The organism is Streptomyces sp. NPDC048442 (assembly GCF_040651475.1).
Lineage (GTDB): Bacteria > Actinomycetota > Actinomycetes > Streptomycetales > Streptomycetaceae > Streptomyces.
In genome coordinates this window covers 22,422-47,172 of sequence record NZ_JBEZKB010000032.1, presented here as the reverse complement: position 1 = coordinate 47,172, position 24,751 = coordinate 22,422, and the positions used below count along the sequence as shown (strand labels likewise).

At 68.9% G+C, this 24,751-nt stretch carries 25 protein-coding genes; 8 read left to right on the top strand and 17 right to left on the bottom strand.

All coding sequences use genetic code 11. The annotated features are described in order from the left end of the window. Positions 1-18 precede the first annotated feature (18 nt). From AB0D18_RS34420 to AB0D18_RS34370, 11 genes are all read right to left on the bottom strand, one after another. A complete protein-coding gene (locus AB0D18_RS34420; RefSeq protein WP_362427820.1) occupies positions 19-2,223 on the bottom strand; it encodes a hypothetical protein in 2,205 nt (734 codons plus the stop codon). Between the two features lie 57 nt (positions 2,224-2,280). Further along, positions 2,281-2,496 carry a hypothetical protein gene (locus tag AB0D18_RS34415; protein WP_362427817.1) on the bottom strand — a complete coding sequence of 72 codons (216 nt, stop codon included), beginning with the start codon at positions 2,494-2,496 and terminating at the stop codon, positions 2,281-2,283. 47 nt (positions 2,497-2,543) lie between these two features. Beyond that, a complete protein-coding gene (locus tag AB0D18_RS34410; protein ID WP_362427814.1) occupies positions 2,544-2,912 on the bottom strand; it encodes a hypothetical protein in 369 nt (122 codons plus the stop codon). A gap of 54 nt (positions 2,913-2,966) precedes the next feature. Next, positions 2,967-3,395 (bottom strand): hypothetical protein, encoded by a 429-nt coding sequence (locus AB0D18_RS34405; RefSeq protein ID WP_362427811.1) that lies wholly within the window; start codon positions 3,393-3,395, stop codon positions 2,967-2,969. Between the two features lie 114 nt (positions 3,396-3,509). Next, complete coding sequence (locus tag AB0D18_RS34400) at positions 3,510-3,704, bottom strand: hypothetical protein (protein WP_362427808.1); 195 nt, start codon at positions 3,702-3,704, stop codon at positions 3,510-3,512. A gap of 98 nt (positions 3,705-3,802) precedes the next feature. Beyond that, positions 3,803-4,057, bottom strand: coding sequence for a DUF5999 family protein (locus AB0D18_RS34395; RefSeq protein WP_362427805.1), 255 nt, complete (start codon positions 4,055-4,057; stop codon positions 3,803-3,805). A gap of 362 nt (positions 4,058-4,419) precedes the next feature. Further along, the gene (locus AB0D18_RS34390; RefSeq protein ID WP_362427802.1) at positions 4,420-4,686 is read right to left on the bottom strand and encodes a WhiB family transcriptional regulator; all 267 of its coding nucleotides are present in this window, start codon (positions 4,684-4,686) and stop codon (positions 4,420-4,422) included. Further along, positions 4,683-4,874 (bottom strand): hypothetical protein, encoded by a 192-nt coding sequence (locus AB0D18_RS34385; protein ID WP_362427799.1) that lies wholly within the window; start codon positions 4,872-4,874, stop codon positions 4,683-4,685. The genes AB0D18_RS34390 and AB0D18_RS34385 overlap by 4 nt, the downstream gene beginning before the upstream one ends. Continuing rightward, entirely contained in the window at positions 4,871-5,404 is a 534-nt protein-coding gene (locus AB0D18_RS34380) for a WhiB family transcriptional regulator (RefSeq protein ID WP_362427797.1), read from the bottom strand. Before AB0D18_RS34380 ends, AB0D18_RS34385 begins: the two co-directional genes overlap by 4 nt. A gap of 165 nt (positions 5,405-5,569) precedes the next feature. Beyond that, positions 5,570-6,322: a hypothetical protein gene (locus AB0D18_RS34375; protein WP_362427794.1), complete on the bottom strand. Its 753-nt coding sequence runs from the start codon at positions 6,320-6,322 to the stop codon at positions 5,570-5,572. 146 nt (positions 6,323-6,468) lie between these two features. Then, a complete protein-coding gene (locus AB0D18_RS34370) occupies positions 6,469-7,077 on the bottom strand; it encodes a hypothetical protein (RefSeq protein WP_362427791.1) in 609 nt (202 codons plus the stop codon). A 427-nt stretch (positions 7,078-7,504) separates the two neighbouring features. On the opposite strand from AB0D18_RS34370, the gene AB0D18_RS34365 reads away from it, so the two are divergent. The 3 genes from AB0D18_RS34365 (at position 7,505) to AB0D18_RS34355 (ending at position 10,079) form a co-directional block, all read left to right on the top strand. Further along, positions 7,505-8,296 (top strand): GntR family transcriptional regulator, encoded by a 792-nt coding sequence (locus AB0D18_RS34365; protein ID WP_362427788.1) that lies wholly within the window; start codon positions 7,505-7,507, stop codon positions 8,294-8,296. 179 nt (positions 8,297-8,475) lie between these two features. Then, complete coding sequence (locus AB0D18_RS34360) at positions 8,476-9,513, top strand: AAA family ATPase (protein ID WP_362427785.1); 1,038 nt, start codon at positions 8,476-8,478, stop codon at positions 9,511-9,513. Continuing rightward, positions 9,510-10,079 (top strand): guanylate kinase, encoded by a 570-nt coding sequence (locus AB0D18_RS34355; RefSeq protein WP_362427782.1) that lies wholly within the window; start codon positions 9,510-9,512, stop codon positions 10,077-10,079. Before AB0D18_RS34360 ends, AB0D18_RS34355 begins: the two co-directional genes overlap by 4 nt. A 7-nt stretch (positions 10,080-10,086) precedes the next feature. On the opposite strand, the gene AB0D18_RS34350 is transcribed toward AB0D18_RS34355, so the two are convergent. The 3 genes from AB0D18_RS34350 to AB0D18_RS34340 form a co-directional block, all read right to left on the bottom strand. Further along, positions 10,087-10,926, bottom strand: a complete 840-nt coding sequence (locus tag AB0D18_RS34350; RefSeq protein WP_362427779.1) for a DUF1932 domain-containing protein — start codon at positions 10,924-10,926, stop codon at positions 10,087-10,089. A gap of 4 nt (positions 10,927-10,930) precedes the next feature. Continuing rightward, a complete protein-coding gene (locus AB0D18_RS34345) occupies positions 10,931-11,584 on the bottom strand; it encodes an HAD family hydrolase (protein ID WP_362427776.1) in 654 nt (217 codons plus the stop codon). A 254-nt stretch (positions 11,585-11,838) separates the two neighbouring features. Further along, the gene (locus AB0D18_RS34340; protein ID WP_362427773.1) at positions 11,839-12,420 is read right to left on the bottom strand and encodes a hypothetical protein; all 582 of its coding nucleotides are present in this window, start codon (positions 12,418-12,420) and stop codon (positions 11,839-11,841) included. Positions 12,421-13,369: 949 nt separating this feature from the next. Between AB0D18_RS34340 and AB0D18_RS34335 the strand changes: the two genes are divergently transcribed. The 3 genes from AB0D18_RS34335 to AB0D18_RS34325 all read left to right on the top strand — a co-directional run bounded on the left by AB0D18_RS34335 (position 13,370) and on the right by AB0D18_RS34325 (position 17,384). Continuing rightward, positions 13,370-14,863, top strand: a complete 1,494-nt coding sequence (locus tag AB0D18_RS34335) for a helix-turn-helix domain-containing protein (RefSeq protein WP_362427770.1) — start codon at positions 13,370-13,372, stop codon at positions 14,861-14,863. A gap of 10 nt (positions 14,864-14,873) precedes the next feature. Beyond that, positions 14,874-15,737 (top strand): DciA family protein, encoded by an 864-nt coding sequence (locus AB0D18_RS34330; RefSeq protein ID WP_362427767.1) that lies wholly within the window; start codon positions 14,874-14,876, stop codon positions 15,735-15,737. A 537-nt stretch (positions 15,738-16,274) separates the two neighbouring features. Further along, the gene (locus AB0D18_RS34325; protein ID WP_362427764.1) at positions 16,275-17,384 is read left to right on the top strand and encodes a tetratricopeptide repeat protein; all 1,110 of its coding nucleotides are present in this window, start codon (positions 16,275-16,277) and stop codon (positions 17,382-17,384) included. Positions 17,385-17,496: 112 nt separating this feature from the next. Here AB0D18_RS34325 and AB0D18_RS34320 read toward each other — a convergent pair whose 3' ends face one another. The 3 genes from AB0D18_RS34320 to AB0D18_RS34310 form a co-directional block, all read right to left on the bottom strand. Continuing rightward, entirely contained in the window at positions 17,497-18,903 is a 1,407-nt protein-coding gene (locus tag AB0D18_RS34320) for a PQQ-binding-like beta-propeller repeat protein (RefSeq protein WP_362427761.1), read from the bottom strand. Between the two features lie 703 nt (positions 18,904-19,606). Continuing rightward, entirely contained in the window at positions 19,607-21,475 is a 1,869-nt protein-coding gene (locus tag AB0D18_RS34315; protein ID WP_362427759.1) for an ATP-dependent helicase, read from the bottom strand. After that, entirely contained in the window at positions 21,462-23,453 is a 1,992-nt protein-coding gene (locus AB0D18_RS34310) for an AAA family ATPase (RefSeq protein WP_362427756.1), read from the bottom strand. Before AB0D18_RS34310 ends, AB0D18_RS34315 begins: the two co-directional genes overlap by 14 nt. Positions 23,454-23,842: 389 nt before the next feature. On the opposite strand from AB0D18_RS34310, the gene AB0D18_RS34305 reads away from it, so the two are divergent. Further along, positions 23,843-24,109 carry a hypothetical protein gene (locus AB0D18_RS34305; RefSeq protein WP_362427753.1) on the top strand — a complete coding sequence of 89 codons (267 nt, stop codon included), beginning with the start codon at positions 23,843-23,845 and terminating at the stop codon, positions 24,107-24,109. Beyond that, positions 24,106-24,471, top strand: coding sequence for a hypothetical protein (locus AB0D18_RS34300; RefSeq protein ID WP_362427750.1), 366 nt, complete (start codon positions 24,106-24,108; stop codon positions 24,469-24,471). The genes AB0D18_RS34305 and AB0D18_RS34300 overlap by 4 nt, the downstream gene beginning before the upstream one ends. Positions 24,472-24,751 lie beyond the last annotated feature (280 nt).

Below are 24,751 nucleotides of genomic sequence, written 5' to 3'. Positions count from 1 at the left end.
TGTGTGCCGGACTGCGGATCACGTCAGGTGCTTGTCCGCGTCCTCGGGACGCAGCAGGCCGGCCTTGGACAGCAGGCGCACCGCGCGGTTGTTATTGACGGAGAGCTGGTTGCGGACCTGGTAGAGCGTCACGAACCCGTCCTCGCTACGGGGGAGGTTCTGTACGAGCGGCAGGAGCTCCTCATCCGTCCGTACAGGCGTACCGGGACGCTCCGCACCCGCCGTACTGCCCATTCCGGTTACGGGCGAGGATGCGGCGTCCGTACCTGTACGGGCCCCCGGAAGACCCTCGTCGCCGGGTTGTGTACGGACGCTGACGGCGCCGGTGCGTCCCTGGACGGCCGCGCTGGCCGTACCGGTACGCCCGACAGCAGCCGTACCTGTACGCGTCGCCTCATCCGAGGGGGTGTGTACGCCGCCTGTACGGTCGCTGTACGCCCTGGTCACCACCGCTTCGCCCTCGCCGTCGTGCGGCGGGTGCATGGCGGGGCGTGCAGGGTCCGTACTGTCCCATCCGGTGCCCGTGGTGTCCGGCCGAACCGCGTGGGGTCCGGCGTACAGGTCGTGGTTCACGGCCTCTGTACGAGTGGAGGAGACGGCGTCCGTTCCGTCGGTACGCCGGTGCGTACCTGTACGGTCGGGCATTCCGTTTCCGCTGTCCGTACCGGTACGGGCGCCCGCACCGACCGCAGTGCCGTGTCCGTCCGTACTGTCGTCGTGCATGAGCGTGTGGACGCGCCAGATGACGGCGACAAAGATCAGTACGACGAACGTCGTCAGCGGCCACGGTGCCGACTGGCCGTCCTGGACGAGGTGGGCCTGCTCGGACAGGTGGTAGGTCACGTTCGCCGACGCCATCAGCAACAGCGCGTAGGGGATGTCCTTCTTGGCCCGGAACGCGGTGACGCAGTAGACGTCGATACTGACCGGCAGCAGCGGGGCGACGTAACTGTTGATGCCGACCATGCGGGCGAGCTCGTACTCGCCGGAGGCGGCGAGCCCGACGCCGGCGGCGAGCGCGATCCACGGTGCGGTCTTCCACGCCTTGCGGCTGATGTTCTGCTGCCAGCCGTTCCAGCGGGAGGCGGACTTCTTCGCCTCGCGGGCCTCATCGAGCAGCCGACGGGCACGGGCCTCATCGGCCCGCGCCCGCGCCGTGACCGCTTTCGCCTTGCGCTCCGCCTCGGTGGTGATGCGGCTCGCTTCCTTCTGGGCGGCCCCGCGCAGCTGCACCGCGACGGTCTTGGCCTCCTCCCGCAGCCGCTCGCGCTGCTTGTCGCACGCCTCGTTGAGCCCGGCGAGCTCCTTGTCGAGGACGGCCCGCTTGGAGGCCGCCGCCCGGTCGAACTCCTCCCCCAGCTGGCGCAGTTCCTCCCGCAGTCCGGCGCGAGCACTCTCCGCCTCACGGTGCGCGGCGGCGACCGCCTGGTCGGCCTCGCGGCGCCGGTCGTCGGCGGCCCTGACCGCGTCCGCGTACAACGCCTCCGCCTCCGCACGCCGGCCGTCGTACTGTTCCGCCGCCGTCGCCGCGAGCTGAGCGAACCGCTCGCGGGCCTTCTCGACCTCACACTGCGCCGCGCCAACCAGTTCCTCGGCCTGCTCCTGGGCGCGGGCGAGAATCTGGCCGGCCTCGGTGCGGCGCTGGTCGACCAGGGTGCTGATCTCGGTGAGGTCCGCCTCCGCCAGGCGCCGCAGCTCGGCAACGGCCGTGACCGTGGCCGTACGGTCGGTGGCGGCCAGTTCGGTGAGGTCGGTGACCTGCGCCCGGGCCTCGCTCACCACGGTGGCGGCACGCTCGCGGGCCTGGGCCAGGAGCCGGTCGGCCTCGCCGCGTGCCGCTTCCAGGTCGGCCTGGACGGCCTCGCGCTGGGCGATGGCCTCCTGGTCGGCGTCGGCGGTGATGCCTGCGGCGCGGGTCTGCGCCTCTGACATCAGCACGGTGACCTGCTCGCGCGTGTCGGCGACGGCGCGCGCGGCCGCGCTCTCGGCTTCCGTCTGGAGGGCGGCGGCCTGCTCGCGCGCGGTGTCGATGACATCGGCGGCACGGTCGCGGGCGTCCGCGACACGGGCCAGCGCCTCGAGGTCAACGACCTCCGTCTCCGGCCCCGTGGTCACGGTCAAGGGAGCGGGCGCGGGAGAAGCGGACGCCTGCGGAGCCGGGCGGGCTGCCGTGGGCTTCTTGCGGGCGGTGGGCCTCTTGCTACGGGTTCGTGTGGCGGCCACGCCGCCTCCTTCCAGAGGGGTGCCGCCCCAAGCGGGGCGGCATTCACGGGTGTTCGTTCAGGTCCGCTTGTCGGGCGTGCGGCGGCTGGGGGCGACGACGCCGGTGCGGCCGGACTCCTCCAGCCAGCGCTGGGCGTGCTCGCGGTCGTGAGCACCGGCGATCGCCGCGAGTCCGTCCTCCGTGGTGACGTAGGCGTACCACGTGGTGCCGTCGCTGTCGGTTTCGGCCTGGGCAGTGGTGATCTGGCTGGTCAGCCATGCGGGAAACGGCATGAGCATCTCCTGTTCTGCATAAGGGGGTCCTGCCTGCTCACTTGTGGCTACGGCCGGGGCAGCGCCCGGCACACCGCCGCGTGCGGCTGCGCCCACGCCTGCGGGCTGTAGTACTGGCGGGCCTGCTGTGCGAAGTGCAGGTCGGCGTCGTGCTCGTCGACCTGCCGAGGCGACCACTCGTTGGCCAGCTGGCAGCCCCGGCACACCGCCGAGTACGCCACGTCCACGAACAGGCGGGGGAAGTACCAGGCATCCCGGTCGGCGGGCTGGTTGTCGTAGGTCTCGGACCTGTGCTGGGTGATGTCGATGGTGGCGCCGCCCACGGTGCGGTAGCGGGCGACGACCTCCTCCGGCCACTCCTCCAGCGATGCGGGCACGGTCGCTTCGGGCTGGCTGTGGACGGTGGTGACGGGCATGGATCCTCCAAGGTGGGGTGTGGTGCGGGCGGATCAGGCAACCGACAGATCAGGTCAGCGGCCGTCGTACGGCAGCGCACGGCACGCTTCGGCGTGCTGCTGCGCCCACGCCTGAGCGGCGGCGACCAACGGCAGTGCGGCCGGGGCCGTCTCGTCGGCATCGGCGTCCAGCAGGAATTCGTCGGTGGGCGCGACCTCGTGCACCGAGTCCGGGCAGCCGTGGCCAGCGCACCGTGCGGCGGCCGCGAACTGCACCGTGTGTGCCTCGACCCAGTCGGGTCGCTGTCCCGGGTTCTTGCTGAACTTGATGTGCAACTCGACCTCAACCACAGCCTGGACGACGCCGCTGAACCGGCCGACCGTCTCCCTGTCCGTGGAGTAGGCCCAGGTGTACCCGGGGTTGGTGTTCAGGTAGTTGCGGTGCTCGCGGATCCGCTTGGTGACCGTCTCGGTGACGTCGGGTGCGGTGGTGGGACTGAACATGGTGTTCCCCGATTCGTGTAGTGGTCCGGGCTGTCCGGCTCCCCGTCACCGCCCGACCCGGCCGCCAGTGTTCGACGGGCGGTGCGGGCGGATCAGGCAGCCGTCAGACCGTGGTCAGCTCTCCAGGTACCGCTTGGCGCGCTGCAGGTCGGTGGTCGACATCGACGCCGCGACCCGCCTCGCTTCGGCCTCCCCGCCGCGGGCTGCGGCGTCGGTCAGGGCCTTCGCCTGGGCGCGGGTGACGGCGCTGCTCTTCACGGATGCGACAGCGTGGGTCAACGCGGCGGAAAACTCATCGAGGTTGCGCATGGTGGCCTCCTGTTGGTGGTCCGGACTGTCCGGCTCCCCGTCACCGCCCGGCCCGGCAGCCATGGTTCGGCGAGCGGGGCGGGCGGATCAGGCAACCGTCAGGCCGCAGCGAGGGGCCGGTGCGGGGCGATAATCTGACCGTTGGGGAGCAGTTCGCCGGTGTCCTCGAAGAGCAGGACGCTGTTGCACAGCAGGCTCCAGCCCTGCTCCGGGTGGCTGGCCACGCTGCGCGCGGCCTCACGGTCCGTGCTCTCGGCGGTGGGGCACTTGGGGGTGTGGGTACAGGGCGAGTCCGGCGGCGGGGCGGAGCCAATCACGGTCGTCCCGGTATCGAACGCGGTATTGCGGTGCATCGGATCTCCTGCGGGGTGGGGCTCCGGCCCGAGAATCTCCCGGGTCGGGGCATGCGAGTGGCCGGCCCCCGTGGTGCGGGCAGCCAGTGAGGGGGGAAGTCCGTGGCTCAGCGCCGCTTCTTGAGCTCCTGAAGGCGCTGGTCCTGAAGTCCGGCAAACGACTCGTGCAGTCGCTTCCCGTCTGCGCACCCGTGCTGCTTCACGGTGCAGCTCGGGCAGCGGCCGGTGTGCTGGCTGTACGCGCTTGCCGCCGCCATGTACCGGCGGTGCAGGTCATCAGCCGCGGGCACGACGGTCGGCCTCCGACTGACGGTTGATCCGACGGAGTTCGTCCTCCAGGCGCTTCTGATCGGCATCGGTCATCACGCCGCCTCCTGGGTGAGGGCGGTGCGGCGCTTGAAGGTACGACGCTCGCCCTCCGAGAGGCCGCCCCAGATGCCGTACTCCTCGCCCCGATCCAGGGCGTCCCGCAGGCAGGTGACCTTGAGCGAACAGACGGCGCAGATGGCCTTCGCCTGGTCGATCTCCCACGTGGCCAGCCTGTGCGCGAAGAACAGTTCCGGGTCTGCCGTCTCGCAGGCCGGTCGCAGTTGCTGACGGCCGTCGGCTACCGCAAGGAGGGCGTTCACCGCGCCACCCCCATCTCCACGAGCGTGCGGCGGGCACGACGGCCGGCCCTGGCAGCCCGGCTGTCTCCGTCCTCGACCAGGCGGCGCACCAACCGGTGGAATTGCTCTGTCTCGTCCCGTTCAGGACCACGACAGTTGTCCTCTTCCTCCATGGCGCGGACGACACCGCCCGCTCGTTCCTTCCTCATGCCGCCTGCCCCCAGCCCATACGGGCCCGGCGGGCCATCCGCACCGCGTGGACCTCATCCGCGATCTTCCGCACCTTGACGTTCTGCGCGGCCCGCGAGGCCTTGCCCCGGTGCCCGTTCTCGGCGTGCCCGCCAGCTGCCGACCGCAGCAGCAGCGTCAGCTCCACCAGCCGCGCCCACTCGACGTCCCGGTCCGTGCGCCGCGCCTCGTCCAGCCGCTCCTGCTGGCGCACGCGGGTGGCGAACAACTCCTGGCCGGACAGCCCACCACGCACCAGCTCGTCCGACTGCTCGTAGCCGTCCCGGTCGCGCAGAGCCAGCTCGCGGCAGGCGTTCATCACCGGACAGCCCCGGCAGAACGTCAGCAACTTGGCACGGCGCGCCTTCCAGGAGGCGATTTCCTCTCCCTCGTCGCGGAAGAAGACGTCCGCATTCGCGGCCAGCGGCGCGCAGCGCGCCCCGGCATTCACGGCCTTCTGCAGTGCGTCCCGGCGCATCGGCCGGGACTCGGCAGCTGTCATCCTGTGCATGTGGGTCTTTCCTCTCTCGAAGGGGACCTGCAAGGACAGCCCCCCGGGCCGCAATCCCAGGGGGCTGTCGCGTTCACTCCAGTCGGGGAGCCGGCTGCTGTCCGAGCAGCCACAACCGCCCCCACCCGGTCAGCCAGAGCGCGTGGGAACGATCGTGAACGTTCGTCAGATACCGGCGTGCGCGCCGGACAGGCGGCCCACCTTGCCGACATGGGCGTCCTGCTCCTCGATAACGCGGCGGGTCCGCTCCGCCAGCGGCAGGTGGGTGTCGTACGTGCCGTAGGAGTTCTTGCCGTAGTGGCGGGTGTCCGCGATGGGCCACTCCCTGGCCGCCGGATAACCCGCGGCCGCCAGCGCGGCATCGTGGCCCAGGTCGGCGTACAGGTGCTTGTCGTGGGCCCGGGAGATCTCCCGTGCGATCTCGTCGAACGCGATGCCCGCGCTCTTGGTGCGTTCCTGGGCGTCGATCAGCCGGGAAACCGCGGACGGCCACTCCTGCGCAGCCTCGGACATGCGGAGGTAGGCGTATGCCGACTCCAACGCCTTCAACTCCTGCTGGTAGGTCTTCCAGCGGGCAGGAGCATCACCGACCACGTCCTTCAGATCGGCGACATAGGCGGCGTCCCTCCACTGCTCCCGCGCCTTCTCGTACACCTTGTCCAGGACGACTCCAGCCTTCTCCCGGAGCAGGTGTTCAGCCTCGTTCTCCGACAGGGAAACGTAGTTGAGCTTCTGGTCCTCGTAGGTGGACGGCTGCGACGGCTCCTCCTCCCGCCCCGTGAACGGGGCGAACTCGAAGTGGAGTCCGTACGACTGTCCCTCGAACCTCGTCAGGTTCTTCGGGAGGTACGGCTGGAGGCGGGCGAAGATCTCCTTCAGCTCCTCCGGGGTGATCTTGAAGCTGTGGCCGAGCGACATGCGGAACTCCTTCAGACGTGGTCACGCACGGAATAGCGGGAGCACTGGGGTGATGGGCCCCTCGGATCGGCTGGTCATACGAGCAGCCACGGCCCCGGCCTCCCCTCTTACGGGGTGGCCGGGGCCGTGGTCGTTCGTCCGGGCATTCAGCTCGCGCGGCGTTCAGGGTGCAGCGTCTTGAGCGGCACCAACGGCGCACTGAGCGGCGCGTCACCGTCGGGCAGCTGCGCGCGGCGGGTGTCGCAGTCGCGAACCGAGCGGGCGGTCGACGCCCACTTCATCTCGCGCAGCAGCCACATGGGCCGACCGTCACCGTGCTCGTCATCCGCCGGCGCCTGCTTCTGCGCGGCGATCTGGCTGACGGCAGGGGCGGGCGTGATCTTCGGCTTGCGCAGCACGGTGGTCGAACGGCGGTGAATGGTCTGCGAGTTGCCGTCCTCCAGGCGCTCCTCCCACGTCCTGACCGTGACGTCGATCGTGACCAGGCGGTTGCTGCCCAGGCGGCAAGGGGCGGCCGGGGTCTTGCTCGTCGGAGCGGTGTCGTGCGGCACGACCTTGGGCTTCTTGGTCTGGAGGCCGGTGATCGGCACCCACGTCCTGCAGTCGGGGCAGATCAACGACGCGCAGGCCGGGCGCAGGTCGAACTGGTGGGGCTTGAGAGTGGAGAGGGCCAGCGCCGGGCGGGCGCTGACGGCGCGGGAGCGGGTCCGGCTCCGGCGGGGGCGGGCGGTGCACTCGACAGTGGAAGCAGACATCTGAACTCCTCATGGACGGAGTGACGGAGAGCGCGTCGCGAATGCTCTCTCTGCCCTCCAGGCCGCACGGCACGAGGCCGGCGTCCCGCAGGACAGACAGCGCACAGCGCTGCGACGTGCACGCAGTTGTCGCGGCCGTCAGGCTCCGGAGGAGTTCGATGGTGCTCTCACGCCCCCAGCAAGCTGAGGACTACTCCGGCCGCCCCGAAGGGCGGACGACTACTGCGGTTTTGCAGAGGTACTGAGGGACGTAACCCCTGCTCAACAGAGCATTAGGGCTATCGCTATCGCCTAGTAGAGACCATCTAGGGTCGCCGAGTCAATAGCGATAGCTCTATTCGTGTCGATCGGTTGTGCTCGCACATCGCCGCCTGATAGAGCTAGCCCTAGAATTCAGATCCGCGCAGCACTCTGAAAGGTGGCTCCGATGCCCGTCTCGTATCGCGACATCGCCGCTGACCTGCGAAAGCAGATCGGCGAGGGGCGATACATGCCGGGCGACAAGCTGCCGATGCTCACCGATCTCCAAGCCCAGTACGGCGCTGGCTACCAGACCGTGAGAAGCGCCATTTCGCTCCTGGAGCAAGAGGGCCTGGTCGTCGCGGTGCGCCGGAGAGGGACCATCGTGCGAGAGCGCCCTGAGAAGCGGCGCATCACCCGGTCCCGCCAGGTCTTCCGCGATGAGATCGGCTACTACTTCGACCCGACTGCCCAACCGTGGGCGGCATTGGAGCCTCCCACTCTGCGTTGGGGCATCGTGCCGGTCGACCTCGCTGCCCTCATGGGCCTCCCCACCGGATCCGAAGTCCTCGTTCGTGACCGCGTGATGGGCGACCCCGAGAGCAGGAAACCAAAGCAGTTGGCCACCAGTTACCTGCCGGCCGACCTCGCTCGAGGAACTCGACTCGCAGAGGCCGACACGGGGCCCGGAGGCATCTATGACCGTCTGGAGGAGATGGGCCACCGCCCCCTCCGCTGGAGCGAAGGTGTCTCCGCACGCATGCCCTCGCCCGAAGAGGCGGAGGCATTGAACTTCCCAGCCGACGTTGGCGTTCCGCTCCTGCGCGTCATACGGGTTACGACGAGCTCCAGCGGCGAGGTTGTCGAGCTGAACGACACCAGGATGAGCGCCGAAGAGTTCGAGATCGGCTACTCCATCCGACGCCACGCGAGTGCTCGACTCGCTGATGACGACGGAGATGGGGACGACGACCACTGACTGCACCTCCCGTGCCATGGCGTCCCTCCCGTCGGCCTCTCTCGTGAGGGCCATCCCACTCGGGCCAGGCGGGGCGCACCATCACAGGGGCTTGTCGAAGCTCGTACGCACTGCCATTCACACGTTCTCAACATCCGCGTATACATGCGATTTCCTGCCCGAGCTCTAGGCTCGCGGCCATGACGGTGACGGAGGGGCAAAGGGTGGGGAAGCAGCGAGCTGGGTGGAGGCCGGACCGGCTGCGAGAGCAGCGCGAAACCCACGGTCTGACCCTGGAGAAGGCTGGCGAGCGCCTTCGGGAAGTCGCTGAACGGGCCAAGCTCAAGGGCATCCCAGCTGCGAATCCCCAGACCTTGTGGCAGCACGAGCAGGGCGAGGTCTACCCGGGGCCGCACTACCGGCGGGCCTACTGCCTTCTGTACCGCGCGACCGAGCCGGACCTGGGCTTCCGCGCCGCACTGCCGGGGGAGGAGACGTCCTTCAAGCTGACGCCGATGGACGACCGTCTCAACGGCGCCCACGTCCTGGCGGTCGAGCGGGCGATCCACCGCATCTCTCCCGGCACCGAAGATGCTGGGCACTTCGCTCTGCAACAGCGGATCATCGACGCGTGGAAGCGTCGGCACACCGGCGGTGACCCGCACCGTCCGGTCCTGATCCTGGTCGGCGGGTTCGCCGGTTCCGGGAAGACAGAGCTCGCGCGCTTCTTCGTCCAGCTCACCGGCTGGCCGCTGCTCGACAAGGATCCGCTCACCAGGCCGCTGGTGGAACGGCTCTTGGTGGCGCTGGGCGGTGACCCGAACGACCGGCACACCGAGCTCTACCGGGAGCGTGTCCGGTCGGTGGAGTACGACTGCCTCATGCAGTCAGCCATGGCCAACATCAAGTGCGGGATCAGCACCGTGCTTTCGGCGCCGTTCATCTCCGAGCTGACCGACCCAGACTGGATGCAGCGCCTGTCCAACCGGGCCGCTTCCATGGGCGTCGACGTCTTCCCCGTGTGGGTGCGCTGCGATGAGGAGTCGATGCGCGAGTACATCACGTTCCGGTCTGCAGCCCGCGACGCGTGGAAGCTCGCCCGGTGGGATGAGTACATGGCGACCATTGACCTGGACCTGCGCCCGACGGTGCCGCACTTGGTCGTCGACAACCGGCTGGGGACCGCGGTGACGCTTGCGGACCAGGCCCGGCAGGCGATGGGAGCGATGTACGCATGACCCGACGTCAGGGCGTGGTTCTGTACGGACCACCAGCGTCGGGCAAGGACACCGTCACCACGGCGCTAACGGAGTTGAGATCGCGGTACGCGCAGTTCGCGCGGCTCAAGGTCGGGACGGGCAAGTCGGCCGGCTACCGGATGGGCACGGCGGAGCAGCTGCGCGACCTGGAGGCGGCGGGCGGCGTCGTCTACGCGAACGCCCGGTACGGCAACACGTACGTCATCGACAAGCCCGGCCTGAACGATGCCTTCGCAGCCGGGGTACCGGTGGTGCACCTCGGGCAGGTCGACGGCATCCAGGCCGTGGTCGACGGCTACCCGGCTGACTGGTCGCTGGTACTGCTGTGGTGCCCGCGCGAGACGACCGAGCAGCGGTCCGCGGGACGCGGCGACAGCGACACCGCGGCGCGCCTGGCGGCGTGGGACGCGACCCGCGAGGACCTGGAAACGCACCCGAGCCTGGTCTGGGACCTGACGGTGGACACCACCGCGTCGGCGCCGCAGAACGCGGCGCGGCTCATCGATCAGCTGCTTACGCAGCGGACGGGAGCAGCGACAGCATGAGCGCGGGCTACGGCTGGGCGAGCCGATCCAAGGCATCGGTGAGCGTCAGCTCGCCATCGTCCTTGGCACCGTGCCACCGTGCCACCGTGGACGCGGCCGCGCGCAGCATCTCCGACGGAAGGCCAACGGCCTCGAGCGCATCGGCAGCTTCCTCCAACTCCGGGCCCCAGCGCCAGGCGCGCGCGGCGGCCTTGACGACGTACTGCGGCTCGGACAGGTACGAGTCGGTGCGCCGGGAGGCGACCTCGATGAGCTCCTGGTCGACGCCGTGCTCGCGCGCCACCCCGACCGCGAGCGCCACCAGCACCCGGCTCGTCTTCTGGAACGACGCGTATGCCAGCTTCAGCGCAGAAGCCTTCCCCACCTCCGTGCCCAGCACCGCCGTCTGGACCGCGGTGCCCGCGAACAGCGCCTCGATGTGCACGGTAGCGTCGGGCGGCCCGGACAGGTACAAGGTCGGCGTCTTACCGCCGACCGGCGGGGAGCCGACGACGCCACCGTCCACGACGATCGCATCAGGTTCGAGTAGCACGGCGATCCGCTGCACGCGCTCAGGGTTGATGGCGTTCGCCTCCACGTACACCCCGGCGAAGCGGTGCCTGGCGATGTCGCGGGCCAGGTCCTCGGCAGCGGCCGGCGGGCAGAGGCTGATGACGATGTCGCTGCGGTCCAGCAGCTCTGCCAGCGTGGCCACGGAAGTCAGGCCGAACTCATCGGCGCGCTCCAGGGACGCGGAGCTGCGCCCGGTCTCGCACCACAGGACGTCGGTCGCGTTAGTCGCAGCGCAGCCGGCGACGGCGGCGCCCATACTGCCAGGGTGGAGGATGCCGATGGTCGGCTGGTCCACGGTGCTACTCCCAGGTCTCGTTGAGCAGAATGGTGATGGCGTCGGTGACGTCGTCGACAACGTGGTGCGCGGCGGGAAGTCCGTCGGGCCAGGGGCGTCCGCGCAGCCAGATGGTGTGCAGGCCGGCCTCGTGGCCGCCTCCGATGTCTCCTGCCGGGTTGTCGCCGATCATCCAGCCGCCCCGGTCGAGGATGGTGCCGCATTCCCGTGCGGCGAGCGCGAAGAGCCGCTGGTCGGGCTTGCGGACCTCAAGGTCGCCGCTCACTGCCACGCCGTCGCTGAGATCGGCGAGCCCGGTGGCACGGAGTTTGGCGCGTTGGATGTCGCTGGCCCCGTTGGTGACCACTCCCACCGTCCAGCCCCGGCTGCGCAGTTCGGCCAGCGCCTCGAGGACTTCCGGGCGGCAGGAAACGGCAGATGCCATGGTCTCCACGTACCTCTGCCACAGCTGCTCACCTGTCTCCGGCAGTCCAAAAACCTCTCGCAGTCGCGTGAAGTCGGTGGGGGCAGCCCGATCGGCCAGCTCGGTCGACAGCCACACCGCGATTTCCGGACCGTAGTTGGCCGTCGCGCAGTACTCAGTCACGCAGTCGGCGAGTGCCGCGGTGCGATCGACGAGGGTGTTGTCAAGATCGAAGAGGGCCAAGGGCTGGGGCATACCGGCGACCCTAACGGCTTCATGGGCCGCCCTGCGGGCTGTCCGGACAAGTCGTTTCCCACCAAGCGGGACAGCCCTGCCTCTCCTGGCAAGCGGCCTTGATCACGCTCTTCATGTCTGATCCGGTGATTCCTGCATCACTAGCCCACAGTCAGTTCGAATGCGCCGGTGCCAGGTTGAAGGGGGCGCGTGCACCAGAAGGGGCTGAGAACGTGGCCGAGGCCGGGCCAGCCCATTCGTACAGCGCCTTTGACTCAGGCCGTGCCGGTCGGCCGGAGTGCGTCCAGGGCAGCGTCGAGGGTGGGCGGTACGCCGGTCCAGCCGCCGGGGATCAGAAGACGCAGCCGCGAATCGTCGTCCGTCCCCAGGCGCTTGGGCTTGCAGTCCAGGACAGGGACGAGGCCGAGCTCCATGTTGTGGAGCAGGACGGGCTTGCCTGCGGCGACAACCGTGATGAGTTCCTGCCGCGCCGCGCTGCCAAGTGCATGCATCCGAGTCTTGCCGGGCTTCGCACGGGTGCCCGTGACGATCAGGCCGTCGAGGGATGCGGCGAACTCGGGCCACTGCGCGGCGTAGTCGGCCCCAGTTCCGAACGCGGAGTCGTAATCGAGGAGATCAACGCCATCCGGCAAGGCCTTGCGGATGGTGTCGAGGCGGTGCTGCCAGTTGGGGCGGTCGCGGTACACCGGGGGCGCGCTGAGGTAGACGCGCACCGGTTCGCCCGGGCTGCGGTTCGCGGCGATCTGACGCATCGCCTGGACGAAGCCGCGCCGGCGCGCGGGTGGGGCATAGCTGTCGGGTGCTGCGGGGGCGCCGGTCGCGTTCATGCTGTTCATGATGCCGTGTCCGTCACCGCGGATGTACTTCGGTCGGTCACCGCAGAACCATTGATGCCCCGTCAGGAAGCTTTCGGGGAGCGGCGACACGATAGCTGCGGGGGTGTCGTTACGCGCCGTAGTGGGAGTAGTGTGTCAGCGGATAAGATCCATACGCAGACATGCTTGATCCCCGCGAGGTGGTGCTCCGGGGATCGTGGCCGACGACCTATAGGGGGTCTCGACATGCTGAAGGGTACCCGTACCTTCATCGTTCGATCTTCAGGCACCCGCTGTAGCAGCGACGACGCGTTCGTCGCTCCGGCCGGGTGCCTTCTTTGTCTTCCGCGCCGGACCGGCTGCGGGCACACCGCTTTCGCGGAGGTAGTTGAGATGAGTTAACGAGCGGGGCGGCAGAGCCGCCCTGGCCGCCGGTGTTGACGCACCGAGCGCGGCCTTCACGTGACGGGCCAGTTTGGCGACTGGTCCGGGGCGATCAACCGGTTGGCGCCGGAAGATCATCAAATTTTTGGTTCTTCACCGAACCCAAAGCACCGCGAGGGGGCTTTGTCGTACCCACCTCGCGAACGAGGAAGGCGTACGCCATTCTGCATCAACTGCTGGCCCTTTGCCAGCCCGTCTATGCCCGTTTCATTCAGGTATGCACCTCTGTGGTCGGCTGGATTCCCCAGGCTGAGAGCACCCCGGGGGCGCTCTGGGGCCCGGAACCGGACGCCTCCTTCAGTTCCCCGCTGAGAAAGAGGCTCTGCTCCGGTCACACAGGGCCGGTCGTACGCACTTGGGTGTGTATGGCACCTCATTCCAAACATGCCCCGCAACTCGCTACAGAGCATGTCCGCTTCGCCGCGTACGACTGCCCGTTGCAGACGCCCCCGTTGTTCCCGGCCGTGTACGAGTCGTGCGCAGCCGTCACCGCCGTCGATGCCTGGGCTGTAGCGGAGGTGTCCCGGTGAGCGCCGTGGCGGCATCGGCCGCCGCGCTCATTCCCGCACCCCGTCCTGCGGCCGACGGCGGCGCGGTGTCCCTGCCGCCTGCGCTGTACGTGCAGGAAGCCTTCCAGTGGCTGGAGACGTCGACGGGCCGGATCGCGCTGGACGGCTATTCCTGGATGCAGGCGGTCCATTGGGTTGCCGGGGCGGGGCTGTACGAGCCTCGCCGGTACCGGTCGCATGGGCCGCGGAGTTTCGGGCTGACGACGGTGCGCGTCGCCCAGGAGCTCGCAGACCTGTTCCCTTGCCGTCCGGGGATTGAGTACCTGGTTCGCCGCACCGGGCTGTCGGAGCGGAGCGTGGAGTACCACCTGGGGATGCTGCGGGAGGCCGGGCTGCTCGCGTACGTCCTGAGGGGCACCCGGATCCGCGGTGCGGCCGCGCAGGCGTCGGAGTTCGCGCGGATGATCCCGCAGGAGTACGACGACGCGCTCGGCATCCGTACGGCCGGTGAGGGCACGGGACGGCGGATGACCGGGATCGCGGAGGCCGGCCGGGAGCTGATGGCGAAGCTCGCGAAGCTGGCGGCCCGCAAGGTCCGCAGACCGCGGCCGAAGAGGGCCTCCACGGGCCCGGCGAAGGGTGTCCGGTCGGCCGCTGACCGGTCCTCTGTGACGGGTGTTTCTGGTGAGGCCCGTTGCACCCCAATGGAGGGTGGTACTACATCCCCTTCTTCTGCGGGTGGTACTTACTCACCCCCTGAGAAGAGCTTCGCCAGCGGGAACAGCGATTTCCCCACCCCGAAAACGACCAGGCGACGAGCCGGTGGGCCGAAGGGCACGAACAGGTTCGGGCGCCGACTGCGGTTCGCACGGCGGCTGATCGCTGAGATCGACTGGCTGCGCGGCTGCGACGTGCGCCGTATCGCCTGGGTCAGCCAGCATGTCGCCGACGCCGGATGGTCCGTGATCGATGTCCAGGCGTGGATCCACTTCCGCGGCGGCCTGGGGGCCAGCCGGGTACACCGTGCCTCGGGACTGCTTGCCACCCTGCTGGCCGGCGCCGAAGTCACGCTCGACACCCCCGAGAAGCGCGCCTCTGTGGTGGGGGACTGGCACGACGCCCAGGAGGCCATGCGCCGCCACCGCATCCAGCACATCCGCCACCAGCGGGAACGCTTCGACGGTGCCTGGCAGGCTCCCACCGCTGCCAGCGTGCGTCAGCACGTCGTCGACGCATTCCATACCGCGTTCCGGCCGTCCGCTGCGGCCCCGGCTGAGGCCGACATCGGCCTCGCCGTGGAGGAGTTCGAGGACCTGGAAGCGGAGAAGAGAGCGGGCCGTGTGCTCGTGCAGCAGGAGCTCCTGGCGGGCAATCCGTCCACGGTCGTCAACGCCCTCCACGCCCTGGGCCGTCCGCTGACCGAGGAGCTCTACGGCGCGGCCCAGGTCCACCAGGCCATCCAGCTGGCGGCCCTCGCCACCAGCACCCTGACCACGCTCGGCAGCCGGTAGGAGGCCTGCCATGACGACTCCACCCGCCACCCCGGCCGCACCCGAGACGGCTTCCGGCGCCGACCTGGCCCGCCTCGCCCTCCAGGCAGCCCGCGCCACCGCCCGCACCCGGGGCAGCAGCCCCAGCGAGGCCCGTACCCCCCGCTCTCGTACGGCCCGGCCCGTACGGGGCGACCGACGTGAACCGGCCGAATTCGGCAAGGTCACCCACGAACTGTTCGCCGACCGAGTCTGGGAGCTCGCCACTCTCGGTGCGAGCGTGCTCGATCAGTGGCCCACCATCGCCGCCGCCGTCGCTCCCTCGCTGGCCGACCACGTGAAGGCCAGCAAGTACGACCCGACCACCGGGGCCCTGACACTGTGGCCCGACTCCCTGGCCTACCGCACCCAGCTGCGCTACACCACCGACCGCATCCTCACCACAGCCCGGCAGGTCACCGGCACCCAGGACGTCCGCAGTATCGTCGTCCTGCACCCCCACACCCCGCCCCCGACGACTCCCGGTACCGGCCACCGCCGGACTGCCCCGAGCCTCCAGGAGCCGGTCAGAACACGGGAGATGGGCTGCGCCGGATACCAGGAGGCGCTCGCCATCGTCCAGGGCACCCCGGTCGGCCGCCGGGCCGATCCACAGATCGCGGCGGCAGCGGAACGCCAGACCCGGGCGATGCGCGAGCTCAGCGCCCGCGCCTTCGCTGATCAGAACCAGGCCGATACACCGGCTTCGATCGTGGAAGCCCGCCTTCAGCGACGACGCCAGGCCGTTGCCGTCGAAACGGCTGCCCTGCGCCGGGCAAGGACAGAGCGGGCTGCCCGGCAAAACGGCACCGCCCCGCCGCTCCCACGGAAATCCGCGGTGCGCTCCACGGCGTGACCCTCTCATGGCGGCTGGTCAACTTTCCCTATTGCAGCGGGGTTCGATCGGCGTAGCGTCCCGAGGACTCAGCCGCACAGCACGAAGTGGACCTGTGGAGGCAGAGAATGACTTGAGAAGGCCCGCGATGAGTCCGATCTCAAGCCCGTTTTTCAGTGATGGCCGAGCACCGGGCGCTGCCCCTTGAGGAACTCACCAGCAAGCGTGAGATTTTCTGATGCTGGAACCTCGCGCTGGCAACCGCCGCAGAACGACCCAAGCGATGGAGGCAGCCATGGCAGTCGGCAACGACCGTAACCGACGCTCCCCGGACGGCCAATCCAGCGCAAAGCGCGTGGACATAGCCCGCCTGGCACTCCAACACGCCCGCGAGTCGATCTCCTCGTCGAAGCCGCCCTCACGATCCACACGGGAGGACCGGGGGCGTGGGACTGCGCCGAGACAGCGGCCAGGGAACTGAGCAGGAGAGGAGACCGGGAGGCTGCTTGGGAGACTCTCGCTCCTTACGTCCAACTGAATCGGTGGAGGTCGGTGGAGGTGGGCGCGGAGTTGTTGGAGAGCTGGGGTCGCGCCGAGGAGGCGCTCTCCCTGGTGCGCAGCCAGCAGGGCAACGACCGGCTGGCTGCACCGGTGGAGGCCCGGCTCCTCGTAGCCCTGGGACGCACACAGGAAGCGATCGGGCTGCTGCGCCCGCATCTGGGGGACTGGTACTACCTCGATGCGCTCGTCGATTCCACCCAGGGTGCTGGCTGCAACGAGCGGGTGATCGAGCTGCTGCGTCCGCTGGCCGCGCTGGAGCTGCGGACCGGGGAACCGTCGAGCGCGCCGGGCGGGCTTGCCCGGGTGCTGGAGCGGCAGGGCCGTGTGGACGAGGCGCTCCAGGTCCTCCGGGCGGTGCTCGACACCCATGACTACGTGAGCGTGAACGCTGTCGAGGAGATCGCCCGGATGCTGGCCCGCCATGAACGGCTGCAGGCTCTGCAGGAATCTACTTCCCGCTCCTACGGCGATCACGCGGTCGGGGAACTGATAGCGAAGCTGGAGGAACTCGGCCGCACGGGCGATGCGCTGGCCGCCGCCCGCCGGGCCGCCGCACAGCACCCGTCCTCCGGTGCCGTCCACCTCGCCGGTGTGCTGGTGCGCCAGGGGCGGGCGGACGAGGCTCTGCAAGCGGCCCGTCCGTTGCTCGGCGGGCGGGACTGCGGGTGCTACGAACAGGAGCTGATGGCGGATCTGATCGAGTACGGCCGCCCCGACGTCACTCTGCGGGTTCTCGCCGAACTCACCGCAGACCGGCCGAACGTCGGTGACGACGAGGACGGCCGGCACTATCTGGCCGAGCGGCAGGAACGGGTCACCCGGTACCGGATCTGGCTCCACTCCGAGACGGGCCGGGCAGATGAGGCAATCGCCGAACTCGAAGCACTCACCGACGACACGTTCTCCTTCCGACGGGAAATGCTGGCCGGGATACTGGAGCAGCACGGGCGGGCGGATGAGGCCCTGGCCGTCCTGGCCGCTTCGACCCAGGACATTGACGCCTACGCACTGGGCGACCTTCTGATCCGACAAGGACGGGCACGCGAGGCCTTCGCCGTCTTCACCGCACAGCCCGACACCCCCTTCGCCTCGGTGCTGGCGCGCTGAGAGACCACCCGCGAGCCTGGCAGAGGGAATACGGCGGCCCCGCCCCCGCCTGCCCCAGACGGACGGAACTCAACGCATGCCCTGGTGGGAGTCATCAGGCACCGTGAGAGGTTCAGGCGTTCGGCTTCGGGGCGTAGATGGCGGACATCAAACTCTTACCGGTCTCCTCGGGCCAGTAGATGCCGCTGAAGTGCAGGTAGAGGCGGCCATGCGAGTAGAGCGCGGGATCGCGGCCGTCTGCCCGCACCAGATCGCGGGAGTCGTTGTCGCCGCTCATGTCGACCGGGGGCATCCGCAGGACGAGGCTCTGGCGGCCGGTGGCCGGATCGAACCGGAAGAGTTTCGCGCCCTTCAGCGGCGTGGGTTCCTGGTAGGCCATCGGCTCACCGCTCTCTGCCCGGACCGGTACGAAGTTTCCGCCGGCATCGGGGGCGGGAGAGGACCACTTGCGGGCGCCGCTGCGCACATCGAACGCGGTGAGGGCGTTCTGCGTACGGAAATTCTTGGCGTGAGTGGCGAGGTAGATGGTGTCGTGGGCGACGACAATGGCGTCACAGGTACCGTCGTCGTCGCACCCGGTCTCGTACTTGCGTTTGCCGAGGTCGATGGTGGCCTGGACCTTGCCCTGCGAGGTGAAGCTCGTCAGCGTGTCCGGGCCGTCCACGTCGTAGTCCTCCCCGTGCGAGGTCGCAACGACGAGCGGGGACGCGGAGACGATGTACGCCGCCCGCGGGCCGCGGGGCAGGGTATATGTCCACTCGACACGACCGGTGTCCGGGCTGCGCCTTTCCACGCGGAACCTGCGGTCCTGGCAGAACGAGATGCCGTAGACGTCGTTGGTGCCGTGGTGTTCGGGCCCGGAGCAGCCAGCCGGAGCGTTCTGCCACAGCTGCCGTCCGGCAGTGGTGGTCTGGTACGCGACCGATCCGTCGGGCCACCCCGCGGCCGCGATGCTCTCGCTGACGTTGACGTTGAGGCCGAAGCCCTTGGAGACGCTCCCGGGGACCGGCTTCTCCCAGACCTGCTTGCCGGTGGACAGGTCGATCAGGCTCATCCGCGTACACAGTGCCTCGGAGTCCTTGGTCGCACGGTGGACCACGGCTACCAGCCCGCGCGAAGCGTCGCGGGAGGATTCGCAGATCTCCCCGCTCAGGGGCAGGGTCCACAACTTGCGGCCGGTGGCGGCCTGGTATCCGACCACCGCAAACGGGACTCCCGTGGCGTACACCTCACCCGCCACCCAGTTGCCGGTCGCGCTGGTGTGGTAGTCCTCATCGACCTTGGGGACGAACTCCTTGAGGACCGCGGCCGCCTCCGTGCTCGGCGGCCGGGTCGGCGAGGGAGAGGGGGTGCCACTCGCCGATGGTCCCTTGCCGCCACCGCCTGCAGTGGTCCCACAACCCGCCACGCCACCGAGCATCAGCAGGACGGCCGCCCCCGCCACGGTGTTCCGCCACTGCCTGTGTCTGCCCCGGGACTCCGCCGCCGGCTGCTGCTCGCCCCTTTCAAGCGCTGGCACAGCTGAAGGAGGCGGGGGTATGGAGGACACGCGGTGTCACCTTTCGTCATGTTTATGTGGTGAATGCCCACCCTGCAGGCCGACTTGGCTGCGGATGACCTTGTCACCGTCACGCTACCCAGGGGGTTCGTGGGGTCACAGGTCGGGGCTCCGGGCGCAGCACGCCAATGGGTGAGTCACGGTCGGCGAACCCCGCGCGTCGGCGCTTCCACCCCCAGTGATTCCAGTGCGGAGGTTCTCCCGGTCCACGGGCTCGGCGATCCATCTCATTGGATGAATGCTTCCAGGGGGTTTCAGCACTCGCGCACGGTCAGGATGCGCGTAGGGCCGAGGTGGGCGTCATCGCTGTACGGCGGCGGGCCCAGTGGGCTTCCTCAGGAAGAACCCGCCCACCAGCCCGGCGCTGGAGCTAAAACCCATCAATACGAACTCCGCCCAGCCCAAGTGGAGTCAGAAGTCACCTTCCGACTGGAGTCACTTGTCGTCTATAGAGCCAGATCAGCCTAACGACCGGGTTCCGGGATCCAGGCGGGATTTACCAGGTCGACACGGGCAGTTGGGGACGTGGGGGCAGGTCGGCTTGTTCAGCAGTGTCGAGGATGCGGTCGGCCGCCTCTGTCCGACGGTCTCGACGAGGTGCTCGGCGGAGTTGGTGATCAGGATCCACGCGCGGCGCGGCAGGGCGGTCAGCCGGTCGACGGCTTCACCCTTGGTCCTGCGGGAACAGTCGCCGCACCATTTCGATGACGAAGTCCGACGGCCCACGGGAGATCCAGTATCCGTTTTTCGTCTCGTGCCCGGGGCCGATGATCAGGTTCACGCTCGACTCGGCCCGCGTCAGGGCGACATAGAAGGCGCGCCGTTGTTCCGCAAGCTCGGTTTCCGTGGGCCTGCGCCATTTCCCCCGGTCAGGTACGTCACGAGGGATCAAGCCGTTGAGGAGGCCCGGCAGGATGACGGTGTCGAACTCGCGGCCCTTGGCCGCGTGGTAGGTGGCCAGGAGGACCTTGCCGATGACTTCCTCGCCGCGCGCGAGGTCCTGGAGCAGGAGGTTCTTGGACCTGCAGAGGCGAGCGAGGTCATCGAGGCTGCTGGTGTTGTCCTGATCGGGGTGCGCCGCTGCTACCTCGTCGAGGGACAGGGCGGTACGGAGACGCTGCAGCCAGCCGCGCGCAGGGGCGTCGGCGGGATAGAGCGGCGTTGGGTCGAGGGACATCTGGAGTGCCCGGGGCAAGGTCCGTTGCGAGGAGGGCGGGGTGAGCTGGGCTTCGGTGCGCAAGGTTGTGAGGGCTCGGGCCAGGGCGGTCAGGGACGGTGCTTGCGTGCGGCGCAGCATGCCGGCGCGGTCCGCGGCGGGAGCGGTATGGATCTGGTAGTTGGTGACCGCGCGGCTCGCGCACCGCTGGATGAAGCGCGAGAGGCTGCCGATGGGCAGTTTGTCGTCGCCCTCATGGCGGAAGTCCAGTTCGCGTCGGGTGAGCTCGCGCTGGACGGCGTCGAGCAGGGGGCCGCGTGCGGGGTAGAGGATGGCGATCTGTTCCGGGCTGACCTCCCTGTTCTGTGCCTGCTCTACGAGATCGCAGGCCACTGTGGCGTGGTCCTGGAGCCCTCCCTCGACTTGCTTGAGGTTGACGTCGCCGGGGGGTGCGCCGTCGCGTGCCAGGCGTCCTCGGGGCAGTCCGAGGGCGGCTTCGGCTGCGGTGATGATGTCTTGCCCGCTGCGGTAGTTGACTTCGAGTTCCAGGTCGCGGAAGTCGTCCCGGGCTGCTAGCTCGGTCAGGTACTTCGCGTCGGCGCCGGTGAAGCCGTAGACGGACTGGTCGGTGTCACCAACAGCGAAGACAGTGATGCCGGCCAGGTCGCGCAGGGTGACGACGAGTTCATGGAGGACGCCGCCGAGGTCTTGGTACTCGTCCACGATGAGGTGCGGGAAGCGGGCGCGCAGGATGTCGCGGACGTGTTCGTGCTCGCGGACGGTGCGCACGGCCCGCGTGACCATGGCCTCGAAGTCGACCTCTCCTCGGACGAGGAGCTCTTCTTCGTAGAGGCGGGCCGCCTGGACTTCCCTGGGGTCGAACCTGTCCAGGGCCTCGCCGCACGCCAGGGCGCGGCGGATGCGGGTGTTCTGGGGCCCGCGGTGCTGGGCGAGGGTCTCCGTGATGCCGACCTCGTCGAAGCAGTGCTGCAGGAGCGCCTCGGATGCCGCCTTACTCAGGACCTGTCCTGCCTGAGGTGCGGGCTGGCCGGTCAAGTGGGCGAAGTTCCGCAGGATCTCGTTCAGGCAGAAGGCGTGGACGGTGGAGCAGGTGATCCGCCCTCTGGCACGTACCCCGCTGCGGAGGACACGGCGGCGGATCTCTTCGGCCGCCGCGTTGGTGTAGGTGAGGCAGGCTACGCCGCGGAAGGTCGAGATCTGGGTCTGGAGGAGGTAGGTGATGCGTGCAACGAGGGTGCGGGTCTTGCCGCTGCCGGGCCCGGCGCGCAGAACGACGTTGCCGTCGTGGAGGACGGCGTCGCGTTGCTTGGGGTGTAGTTCCTTGAGCTCTGCGAGGAGGGTGTCACTGATCTGCATCGTTGCCCTGCCGACCGGCCGATGGCACCACGGGGTTGGCCAGGAGGGAGGTCCCGCGGACCGCGCGGCTGATGTCGTCCAGGGCCAGGAAGAGGTACGAAGCTGTCCCCAGACGCCGCAGGGCGTGCTCGTCGAGGGGCACATCGTCCCCGGAGATCTGGGCTGCGGCCCGGATCCGGGCCCCGAGGTCGACCTGGGCAAGGTGCGCGGCGAGGCGCTGCGCGAAGCGGCCCTTTCCGAGGGCGGAGATCCGCTTGAGCATCTGTGCGCGGACATCTGGGTCGATCGTGGTGTTCCGCTCGTTGGCGACGCCGCGCCTTACCTCGTCGATCGCGGTGGCGTTGCCGTTCAGTTCCTTGAACGCCTGGATGATCTCCTCACCGAACAGGGGGCCGAGGTCGGTCTCCAGGGTCTGCTCGCCGATGTAGATGCCGGTGCCCTGGAGGGAGACGGTGATGGACTCGCGGATTGTGCGGTAGCTGCCCTCGTCGGTTCCTGGTAGGCGATCGATTGACTTCAGGAGGAATTCGCGTAGGGCTCTATTGGGGTGGAGGTTCGCGCCTCGCTTGAGGCCGGCTTCCCGCCGGTCGCGCTTGTCGGGGGCGGCGTCTCCGTCGGTGATGACCACGTGGGGGGTGTTGAGGCCGGTCGGACCGAGGAGTGTCCGGTAGGGCTTGAAGTCGGTTCCGTGGGCGCTGACCACGGCCGTGGCGTAGGCGTCGAGGTCGAACCCCGCAGCTTCTGCAAGAGCCGGAAGGACGTACATCTCGGCCAGTCCTTCGACCAGCACGACGGCGGAGGCGAAGAGGATCTCGGCGCGGCTGACGTCGAGGTAGCGCTCCAGGTCTGCCTCCTCCTCGCTGCTGACCGGCAGGGCGGACGTGGTGGCACCGGTCGTACCGTTGTCCGTCGCGCGCAACACGACGAACGAGCGGAGCGGAGCGACGGCGGCGATGTGCGGGCTGTGGGTAGTGAGGATGAGGGAGGGCCCGGTGCGCAGCAGGTACTTGAAGAGGTGACGCTGGAGCGTGACGTGGAGGTGTGCTTCGGGCTCTTCCACGGCAACCAGGGTGGCGATGAACTCCTCGTCCAGGCGCTGCTGGCTGAGGGCTTCCAGCAGCAGGCCGAGGTAGATGACGTTCGCGCTGCCCAGGCTGGTGTCGGAGATGCCCTGGCGGCGGGCTGTGTCGAAGAACAGGCGGACGGCGCGGATCAGTTCGTCCGGCTTGGAGGAGGTGAAGCCGAGGGTGGGCCGCATAGCAGGGCGCGGCCCGAACATGGCTTGCAGCCTGTCCGTGAGATGCCCCTCCAGCTTGGTGATGTTGTCGTCCTGGGTGAGCTGGTCTACGGCTGTGGCGATCGCCGAGGCGGTGGCCTCCAGGTTCACCGGGTCCAGAGGGAGTCGTTCGAGGAGGTCCCTCAAGGGGCTGCGCCGCCAGTTGTGGAGGTCTGCCTCGGCGTCGCGCAGGGCCGGCAGGACGCGCAGGGCTACCTCGCGGCGGATGGCGCGCACGTCATTGGTCTCGCTGGCACCGGCGAAGACGACGGCGTCGTAGTCCTTCGCGGTCAGCCGCCGGACAGTGGGTTCCACCCGGGGACCGGAGGCGGTCGCTATCTCGGCCCGGGGAGTGAAGCGGTAGGTCAGGCGGGCGATGTAGGGGTCGAAGTTCACGAGGGCGGCTGATAGGACGCTCTGGGCGTCCGCGTCGTCGTCGAAGCCTCCCAGCTCCACCATGATGGTCACTTCTGCTCCGCCGGCCAGGCCCGCGGGGTGTCCTTCCCAGATGTCTTCCTCGCGCAGTGTGCGCCGGGCGTCGGACAGAGACGGGTCGAGGACCAGGCGGATCGCTTCCAGCAGGTTCGACTTGCCGACGCCGTTCTCGCCGACGATCACGGCGTGGGCGGGGAAGTCGTCGATGACTAGGTGCCGGAAGTTGCGGAAGTTGCGTATCTCGATCCGCGAAATGTGCAGGCCCATTCGTCCCCTTGGCGATCTGGTGCGATGTGGTGATCCATGATTCCAGGACCGTCCCCATCGGCGGGCTCTTTCTGGGGATCAGGAGGTCTGGCGATCCGATACGGAGTGCCCGCGGGGGCTGGGCGTTCCAGAAGGGATGGGGTCGGGAACATGGCGGTCCGCGAGGAGCGTCTCGCCCAGGTGCAGCTGACCGTGCTCGCCGAGTCCGGGGGGCTTTCCCACGGGATCAGCCCGGGTCTCCTGCAGTCCGCCCCGTTCCGCGGGGCGTACGTATCGGGTCGCTTCGCGTCCGGGGTCGCCGTGGTAGAGCGGCGCTCCTCCGTCGGTCCTGGCAGCGAGGTTCGTCGATTGCTAGCCGCTGATACCAGTAGGTAGCTATGGTGGTGTGCATGGGAAAGCAGACGAATATCCGACTGGACGATGCTGTCAAAGCTGCCGCGGAGGATCGCGCCAAGCGCCGCGGGCTGAGCCTGCAGGGGTATGTGGCCGACCTGATCGAGGCCGATGTGAATCAGTCGCGTGCCGCCTTCATGGCCGGTGCCGCGACGTTCCTGGCCGAGTACACGGACGCCTTCGAGGCGGAGCTCGGTGAGGACCGGTACCCCAACCTCCCCGAGGGGCTGGAACGCCGCGCGCCGAGGGACGCCGCCGCGTGAACCTCCGCATCGATCTCGCCTGGATCCTGTCAGTGGCACAGCAGATCCCGGGAGATCCTCAGGTGGTCGATTACGGGGTGGCCGTAGCAGCGGAAGCACGTCACCGGGCCGAGGTCCTGGACCATGAGGTCTATCCCGAACCCCACCACAAGGCCGCGGCTCTGCTGTGCGAACTGGCGCGGAACCCCAGCCTGGAGGCGAGGAATCTGCTGTTCGCGGCCACGGTGACCGCAGCCTACCTCTCGGCATGCGGCTCCCCGGTGCGCCCCGGCCTGGACACCGTTCTCCCCCTGGCCCGCGCCGCCCGGGACGGCCTCCCCGTGCGGGAGGTCGCGGCTCAGATCAAGACCTGGACGAGCTGAACCGGCAGGCTTCCCTTCGTGCCGGTGCCGAGTCAGGATTCCGGGCCGGCGGTGTCGGTCGGCTTGCCCTCCGGACCCGTGAGGCGTTCGGCCAGTCCCATGGCGCCGCTTGCGCCCCTTGACAGGGCGCTGACGTGCGGTGATCCGTACACCTCGCGGCGGGTGGGGGCAAGTTGTAGAGCAAGTACGGGGGGGGGGTTACGCCCGCGCACTCGCCTGCACCGTGGGCCGCACAAGGCGGCGGGGTGGCGCGGCCAGTCGATGGTGATGAGCCGGCCGA

What these genes read in the sequence shown, in the direction of transcription:
- AB0D18_RS34305 (WP_362427753.1), top strand. Translation starts at nt 23,843, where the DNA reads ATGGGAAAGCAGACGAATATCCGACTGGACGATGCTGTCAAAGCTGCC.
- AB0D18_RS34360 (WP_362427785.1), top strand. Translation starts at nt 8,476, where the DNA reads ATGACGGTGACGGAGGGGCAAAGGGTGGGGAAGCAGCGAGCTGGGTGG.
- AB0D18_RS34365 (WP_362427788.1), top strand. Translation starts at nt 7,505, where the DNA reads ATGCCCGTCTCGTATCGCGACATCGCCGCTGACCTGCGAAAGCAGATC.
- AB0D18_RS34405 (WP_362427811.1), bottom strand. Translation starts at nt 3,395, where the DNA reads ATGTTCAGTCCCACCACCGCACCCGACGTCACCGAGACGGTCACCAAG.
- AB0D18_RS34315 (WP_362427759.1), bottom strand. Translation starts at nt 21,475, where the DNA reads ATGCAGATCAGTGACACCCTCCTCGCAGAGCTCAAGGAACTACACCCC.
- AB0D18_RS34395 (WP_362427805.1), bottom strand. Translation starts at nt 4,057, where the DNA reads ATGCACCGCAATACCGCGTTCGATACCGGGACGACCGTGATTGGCTCC.
- AB0D18_RS34380 (WP_362427797.1), bottom strand. Translation starts at nt 5,404, where the DNA reads ATGCACAGGATGACAGCTGCCGAGTCCCGGCCGATGCGCCGGGACGCA.
- AB0D18_RS34370 (WP_362427791.1), bottom strand. Translation starts at nt 7,077, where the DNA reads ATGTCTGCTTCCACTGTCGAGTGCACCGCCCGCCCCCGCCGGAGCCGG.
- AB0D18_RS34410 (WP_362427814.1), bottom strand. Translation starts at nt 2,912, where the DNA reads ATGCCCGTCACCACCGTCCACAGCCAGCCCGAAGCGACCGTGCCCGCA.
- AB0D18_RS34345 (WP_362427776.1), bottom strand. Translation starts at nt 11,584, where the DNA reads ATGCCCCAGCCCTTGGCCCTCTTCGATCTTGACAACACCCTCGTCGAT.
- AB0D18_RS34385 (WP_362427799.1), bottom strand. Translation starts at nt 4,874, where the DNA reads ATGAGGAAGGAACGAGCGGGCGGTGTCGTCCGCGCCATGGAGGAAGAG.
- AB0D18_RS34340 (WP_362427773.1), bottom strand. Translation starts at nt 12,420, where the DNA reads ATGAACAGCATGAACGCGACCGGCGCCCCCGCAGCACCCGACAGCTAT.
- AB0D18_RS34310 (WP_362427756.1), bottom strand. Translation starts at nt 23,453, where the DNA reads ATGGGCCTGCACATTTCGCGGATCGAGATACGCAACTTCCGCAACTTC.
- AB0D18_RS34330 (WP_362427767.1), top strand. Translation starts at nt 14,874, where the DNA reads ATGACGACTCCACCCGCCACCCCGGCCGCACCCGAGACGGCTTCCGGC.
- AB0D18_RS34415 (WP_362427817.1), bottom strand. Translation starts at nt 2,496, where the DNA reads ATGCCGTTTCCCGCATGGCTGACCAGCCAGATCACCACTGCCCAGGCC.
- AB0D18_RS34400 (WP_362427808.1), bottom strand. Translation starts at nt 3,704, where the DNA reads ATGCGCAACCTCGATGAGTTTTCCGCCGCGTTGACCCACGCTGTCGCA.
- AB0D18_RS34375 (WP_362427794.1), bottom strand. Translation starts at nt 6,322, where the DNA reads ATGTCGCTCGGCCACAGCTTCAAGATCACCCCGGAGGAGCTGAAGGAG.
- AB0D18_RS34355 (WP_362427782.1), top strand. Translation starts at nt 9,510, where the DNA reads ATGACCCGACGTCAGGGCGTGGTTCTGTACGGACCACCAGCGTCGGGC.